The organism is Candidatus Desulfolinea nitratireducens, assembly GCF_982879505.1.
This window is the reverse complement of record NZ_CEYOSI010000087.1, coordinates 7,622-13,109: the sequence shown is the minus strand read 5'-3', so window position 1 is coordinate 13,109 and position 5,488 is coordinate 7,622. Positions and strand designations below refer to the sequence as shown.

Genomic DNA, 5,488 nt, shown 5'->3' with positions numbered 1-5,488 from the left:
GAACTCAATTTGGGTTGGTCTTTTTCATCTACCCCAAATTATTGAGATGATACGAAAAAGAGAAATAAAATGATACACTGATAATATAGCCCTTTTGGAGCGGATTCTTTCCCGCATTTCTCGGAAGGCTTTTAACCTTCCAAAGGAGAAAAAGATGACCCTTTTAAATGAAGTCAGACAGGCTAAAAAGCTGCATCAAAGTGGATTAATGACCAAATCGAATGTAGTGGGGGTTGGCGTCGGCCTCAAAGATACACGGAGCGATAAATCCGACGAAATTTGCGTCAAGGTGCTTGTCACGCGTAAACTCTCTCCGGAGGCTTTGCTCTCAAAAGAACTTGTCCCGAAAGAGTTGGATGGCATCCGCACGGATGTAATTGAAGTCGGGGATTTGCGTGCCCTGCAAACGCCCAAAAATCGCTGGCGACCCGCTCCGGGAGGGGTCAGTATTGGACATTATCAGATCACTGCCGGGACGCTGGGTTGCATTGTGCGCGACAGAGATACCGGAGAGCGGTTGATCCTTTCCAATAATCATGTCCTGGCAAATAGCAATGATGCCAATATCGGCGATGCCATTCTACAGCCCGGTCCCACGGATGGGGGCAAGGTTACTACTGATACGATTGCCACATTACTTCGTTTTATCCCTATCCAATATACAACATCCCCAGGAACTTGTGACTATGCCAGGGTTTATGCCTCGATTGGCAATCTGATTGCCATCGCCCTAGGATCAAGCCATCGCGTCAGTGTAAACAGTTTCAGTCCGCAGGCCCTCAACAAAGTGGATGCTGCCCTCGCCCGTCCCAACGCCGATAGCGATGTGCTGGATGAGATCCGCGGTATTGGCGAGATCAGCGGTGTGCTGGAGGCAGAATTAGGGATGCCCTTGCGGAAATCGGGGCGGACAACAGATTTCACCACGAATCAGGTCCAGGTTCTGGAAGCCACGGTCAACGTCAGCTACGGGACAGGGCGGACCGCGACCTTTGAAGAGCAGATCGTGACCGGCCCCATGTCACAAGGTGGGGATTCGGGGTCGCTCGTCGTACACGGTGATTCCCTTGATGCTGTCGGTCTGCTTTTTGCAGGCTCTGACCAATCCACCATTCTCAGTCCCATTCAAACTGTGCTGGATCTGCTGAACGTCACCTTTGATAAGGAGTAAATATGACCGATAATTCAACCCTTCTTGAAAAGGCAAAAAGCGTTAAACGAGCGCATGAGGCGACCCTCCTGGCCAAACCCAATGTGGTCGGCGTGGGAATCGGTTTTCGGATTCAAAATGAAATGAGTACAGAGAATATTGCCATCGTTGTGATGGTCAGCCGCAAACTGCCCGACAGCGAAATCCAGCCTGCTGACCGCATCCCAACGGAGATCGAAGGAGTTCCTGTCGATGTGCAGGAAAGCGGAGAGTTTTACGCCCAATAGCGGGCGTTTAACCCTGAAATTGCAGGGTATTTTTTAGATACTTTCGAATATGGTTTTGTAGCTTTTTCGGCTTGATCGTATCAATCTCCACCTGTTTCGCCTCCACGAAATTAGCAAAACGTACCAAGCCTTTGCCAAGCGCATCCGCAAAAGCGGGATCATTTACGGGGGCATCTTCCTCGTGCCAGAAACCCTTGATCTGCAGGGTCATTGTTGTTCGGTCGAGTTTGGGATCGAGGCGGGCGACCAGATCATCCCCATACAGGATCGGCAAAACATAGTATCCCCAGCGACGCTCTGCGACAGGTTTGTAGACTTCCCAAATATATTCAAAATCGAAGACTTGTTTTGCCCGCCCCCTTGCGCTGACGATCTCCAACGGCGCGACAAAGGTGACCTCATCCTGCGTGCTGGGACCAAGCGGAGTCCACCCCGCAGGGGTTCGCCCGGACTCCAGTTCCTCGAGCAGAGGCAAGTCCCGGGCAAGGGCGATCCAGCGCTCCTTTGAGCCCTCGATTTCCACAGGCACGATCACCTTTTGCTCATAGAGCGCAGCGATGCGCTGATCCGCTTCCTTGACCTCGATCTTGCGATTAATATAATCCGAGAAACTGACCCGCCAGCGTTTCTCGCGCATCAATCCCAAAAAGGAGACCGTTTTCCGGGCAAAGAAGTCTTCGGCTTCCGCCTCTGTGGCGGAATAGTCGAATTCAGAGGACGCGACGCGTTCGGTCAGGTCATAGACCCGGTCAAAGCCATTCCGATGGGTGATCATCACCTCGCCCGTGATCCAGAGCGAATATAAGGCGACGGAGGTATCCTTACCGCCGCGGTAGCTGTTGAGCAGTTTTTTATTCCCTTTGAAATCGCGATTGGCCATCGGGCCGTTGTCACGCAAAGCCTCCTTGACCTGTTTCATGGTTTCGGGATGTTCCTCCCTGAAGATTTTCAAGCGTTTCCATTCATAAGCCCTTTTCATATGCAGCCGCCAGTAGGGCAGCTCAGACATAGGATATAGGAAAAGCGTCCCGCCGTAATCAAAAAAACCGCGCTCCTGGTAGGCAACCTGGTGCAGCAGCTCGGGGCGATAATCGAGGACCCGCCCATACATGGCGATATCCTGGCTGCGGGCGATCACAATCAGCGGATCAAGCTGGAGCGCATCCATTTGGCGCAGGGCCGCGGCAGTGCCTGTTGCATCCGCAAAACGGCGACCGGGCCATAAGCCCTGCACCCCCATGATGAAGCGGCGATGAGTGGTTTTTGAGATTGATATAGAGTTCATAGTTTATTTTATCCGCCCGAACGTAAACGTCCGGGCTCATGGTGGAAGCCCCTCTGGGGGTTGCACACGAGGGCGATTTCGCGAAGCACCCTTTAGGGCATCGTCCTTTGGCCATTAGCCCTATGGTTGACCATCGGGCGGATATTATAAATAATGGTTTCCTTGCCAATCATTCTCGCCTGACCGTAAACGGATCAGGCTTATTGCGGAAGCCCCGCTGGGGCTGGACATTGCATAGATTAGTTGATTTCTTCCATCTTGATATTCAACGTATTTTCTGCGTGATGTTTTTTCTGATTATTCACATAGGCAACAATCTTCGGTAAGGCTTTTTCTGAAAAGCTAAAAACGCCATATTCTGCCTGCCATGCAAAAGGGCCATTCATATAATTTTGATTGATATGATGCGAGCTTGCTCCTTTGAGATGACCAATTGTCTTCGCCACCGATAATTTGGGTAGAATGGAAATGACCACATGAATATGATCTGGCATCCCACCGATGGCATGGGGAATACATTCCAACGCCGTAGCCTTGCCCCAAAGATAACCATACAGATCAGATTCCCATGCCGGGGAGATGAACTCTTCTCTATTTTTTGTTCCCCAAACGATATGGTAGAACAATCTCCATAAGGGCATAGCTGGCTCCTTTGTTTTTGGTTTCCTGTGAATTTTAACCGCCCGACGTGAACGGATCGGGCTCACAGCGAAAGCCCCGTTGGGGCTAGGGCGATTTATCGTCCTTAAGCTATGAGCCTGTTGGGTTTACCCACAAGCGGATAAGGCTACCCTCTCTTCTTCAGCCAATCCAGCAGTTTTTTGGTCGGCCAGGTATTGATCACATCCTCGGCGGTTAGCCAGGCGCGGCGGGCGGTGGCAACCCCAAAATGGAGCATATCGAGATGATCTTCGGAATGGGCGTCGGTGTTGATGCTGATCGGGATTCCCATTTCCTTTGCACGGCGGGCAAACCTATCTTCCAGATCGAGTCGGGAGGGGTGAGCGTTGATCTCCAATGCCACACCGGATACGGCCGCCGCTTTCAGGACAGCCTCCATATCCAGATCGGCCCCCTCGCGTTCAGGGATCAGGCGTCCGGTGGGATGACCGATGATATCCACATGCGGATTATTGATCGCGTTCAGCAGGCGTTGGGTGACTTTCTCCCGCGGCTGGCGCAGGGAGGAATGCAGCGAAGCGACCACCAGATCCAGCCCCGCCAGGAATTCATCCGGGTAATCCAGCGAACCATCCGCTTTGATCTCGACTTCGGTGGCATGCAGGATGCGGATACGATCTCCCAGCTCTTTTTGTGCGACTTCGATCTCGGCCTGTTGGTCTTTATGTTCTTCCATGCTCAGGCCACCGGCCACTCCCAGGCTGACGGAATGATCGGTAAACGCGATCACCTTGATCCCGCGTTTGGCAGCGGCTTTTGCCATCTCGAGCATGGATAGTTTGCCATCGCTCCAGGTGGAATGGACCTGCAGGTCGGCGCGGATATCTTTGACTTCGATCAGCTTTGGTAAATTTCCATCTTTGGCGGCCTGGACTTCACCACGATCTTCGCGTAATTCGGGCGGAATCCAGGGAAGGCCGAGGGCCGCGTAGACCTCCCCTTCTGTCGCACAGGTAATCTCGCCGGAACCATCTGTTTTTGTGAGGGCATGCTCGGATAGCGAGAGACCCTGATCAAGGGCCAACTCTCGCAAGCGGACGTTATGATCCTTGGAACCGGTCGCGTATTGCAGCGCGGTACCGAATTTTTCCGGCGGATGGACCCAGATCTGTGCGCGCTGCCCATCGCTGAACTCGATACTGGATTTGATCTCCCCTTTGCCGTGGACGCGCATCACGCGGGGCAGGGTGGTGAAAACTTCCATGACAGGCGCGGAATCCTCCGCTGCGACAAGGATATCCAGATCGCCAACGGTTTCACGCATCCTGCGGAATGAACCAGCTGGTTCAACGGCAGTGACACCCTCGACCTCTTTCAGAATGGCGATCAGTTCCTGCGCCAGCGGCCAGGCCTGACCCAGGGGAATCCGTCCCGAGCGCCGTGAGAGGGATTCTATCCCGGCGATGATCTGCTTTTCAGATTTTTCGCCCATCCCGGGCAGGTTGCGCAGTTTTCCCTCTTTGGCGGCTATTTCCAGGTCTGAGAGCTTGGTGATCCCCAGTTCCTTCCAGATCAATGAGATTTTTTTCGGTCCCATCCCGGGAATTGGGATCCAACCGGCCAATCCGGGCGGGACCTCCTCTTCGAGCTTTTCCAGATATTCCAATTTCCCCGTCGAGAGCAATTCATCGATCTTGCTGGCGATGGCCTGCCCCACCCCCGGGATATCTTTCAGCTTCCCCTCTTTCCAATACTCATTCGCATCCCGCCCCAAAGAGATCAGGCTTTCGGAAGCCTTTCTATAGGCCAGGGTTTTGTAAACGATCTCTCCCTTGATCTCAAGCAGGTCTGCGATCAGGGTAAAGGTATCGGCTAATTGACGGTTATTCATACCGGTAATCCTTTCAATATACAGAAACTCTTATTCCGATCCATTCTAACAAATAGAGTAAATAATGATCTTCTGGCTACTCATTCACCGCCCGGACGTGAACGTCAGGGCTAATAGCGGAAGCCCCATTGGGGCTGGCACGCGAGGGCGATTTCGCGAAGCATCGTTCATCCAGCTTGACTGGACCCTTTAGGGCATTGTCCTTTGGCCATGAGCCTGTTGGGTTCACCCACAGGCGGAAATTGTAAATAATA

The 5,488-nt window shown here is 52.6% G+C and carries 5 protein-coding genes; 2 read left to right on the top strand and 3 right to left on the bottom strand.

The genetic code is table 11. The features are described 5' to 3' along the window. The first annotated feature begins 154 nt into the window (after positions 1-154). Complete coding sequence (locus AC3DOM_RS09350; RefSeq protein ID WP_487918776.1) at positions 155-1,171, top strand: chymotrypsin family serine protease; 1,017 nt, start codon at positions 155-157, stop codon at positions 1,169-1,171. 2 nt (positions 1,172-1,173) lie between these two features. Then, positions 1,174-1,437 carry a hypothetical protein gene (locus AC3DOM_RS09345; protein WP_487918775.1) on the top strand — a complete coding sequence of 88 codons (264 nt, stop codon included), beginning with the start codon at positions 1,174-1,176 and terminating at the stop codon, positions 1,435-1,437. Positions 1,438-1,444: 7 nt separating this feature from the next. Here the strand turns inward: AC3DOM_RS09345 and AC3DOM_RS09340 are convergent, their stop codons facing one another. The 3 genes from AC3DOM_RS09340 to polX form a co-directional block, all read right to left on the bottom strand. Beyond that, positions 1,445-2,722, bottom strand: coding sequence for a winged helix-turn-helix domain-containing protein (locus AC3DOM_RS09340; protein ID WP_487918774.1), 1,278 nt, complete (start codon positions 2,720-2,722; stop codon positions 1,445-1,447). A 239-nt stretch (positions 2,723-2,961) separates the two neighbouring features. Continuing rightward, a complete protein-coding gene (gene tnpA / locus AC3DOM_RS09335; protein WP_487918773.1) occupies positions 2,962-3,363 on the bottom strand; it encodes an IS200/IS605 family transposase in 402 nt (133 codons plus the stop codon). Positions 3,364-3,509: 146 nt separating this feature from the next. Beyond that, positions 3,510-5,234 (bottom strand): DNA polymerase/3'-5' exonuclease PolX, encoded by a 1,725-nt coding sequence (polX, locus tag AC3DOM_RS09330; protein WP_487918772.1) that lies wholly within the window; start codon positions 5,232-5,234, stop codon positions 3,510-3,512. Positions 5,235-5,488: the final 254 nt, after the last annotated feature.

Bases quoted from the DNA above. Each gene is read 5' to 3' on its own strand.
- AC3DOM_RS09350 (WP_487918776.1), top strand. From the start codon at position 155: ATGACCCTTTTAAATGAAGTCAGACAGGCTAAAAAGCTGCATCAAAGT.
- AC3DOM_RS09345 (WP_487918775.1), top strand. From the start codon at position 1,174: ATGACCGATAATTCAACCCTTCTTGAAAAGGCAAAAAGCGTTAAACGA.
- AC3DOM_RS09340 (WP_487918774.1), bottom strand. From the start codon at position 2,722: ATGAACTCTATATCAATCTCAAAAACCACTCATCGCCGCTTCATCATG.
- tnpA (WP_487918773.1), bottom strand. From the start codon at position 3,363: ATGCCCTTATGGAGATTGTTCTACCATATCGTTTGGGGAACAAAAAAT.
- polX (WP_487918772.1), bottom strand. From the start codon at position 5,234: ATGAATAACCGTCAATTAGCCGATACCTTTACCCTGATCGCAGACCTG.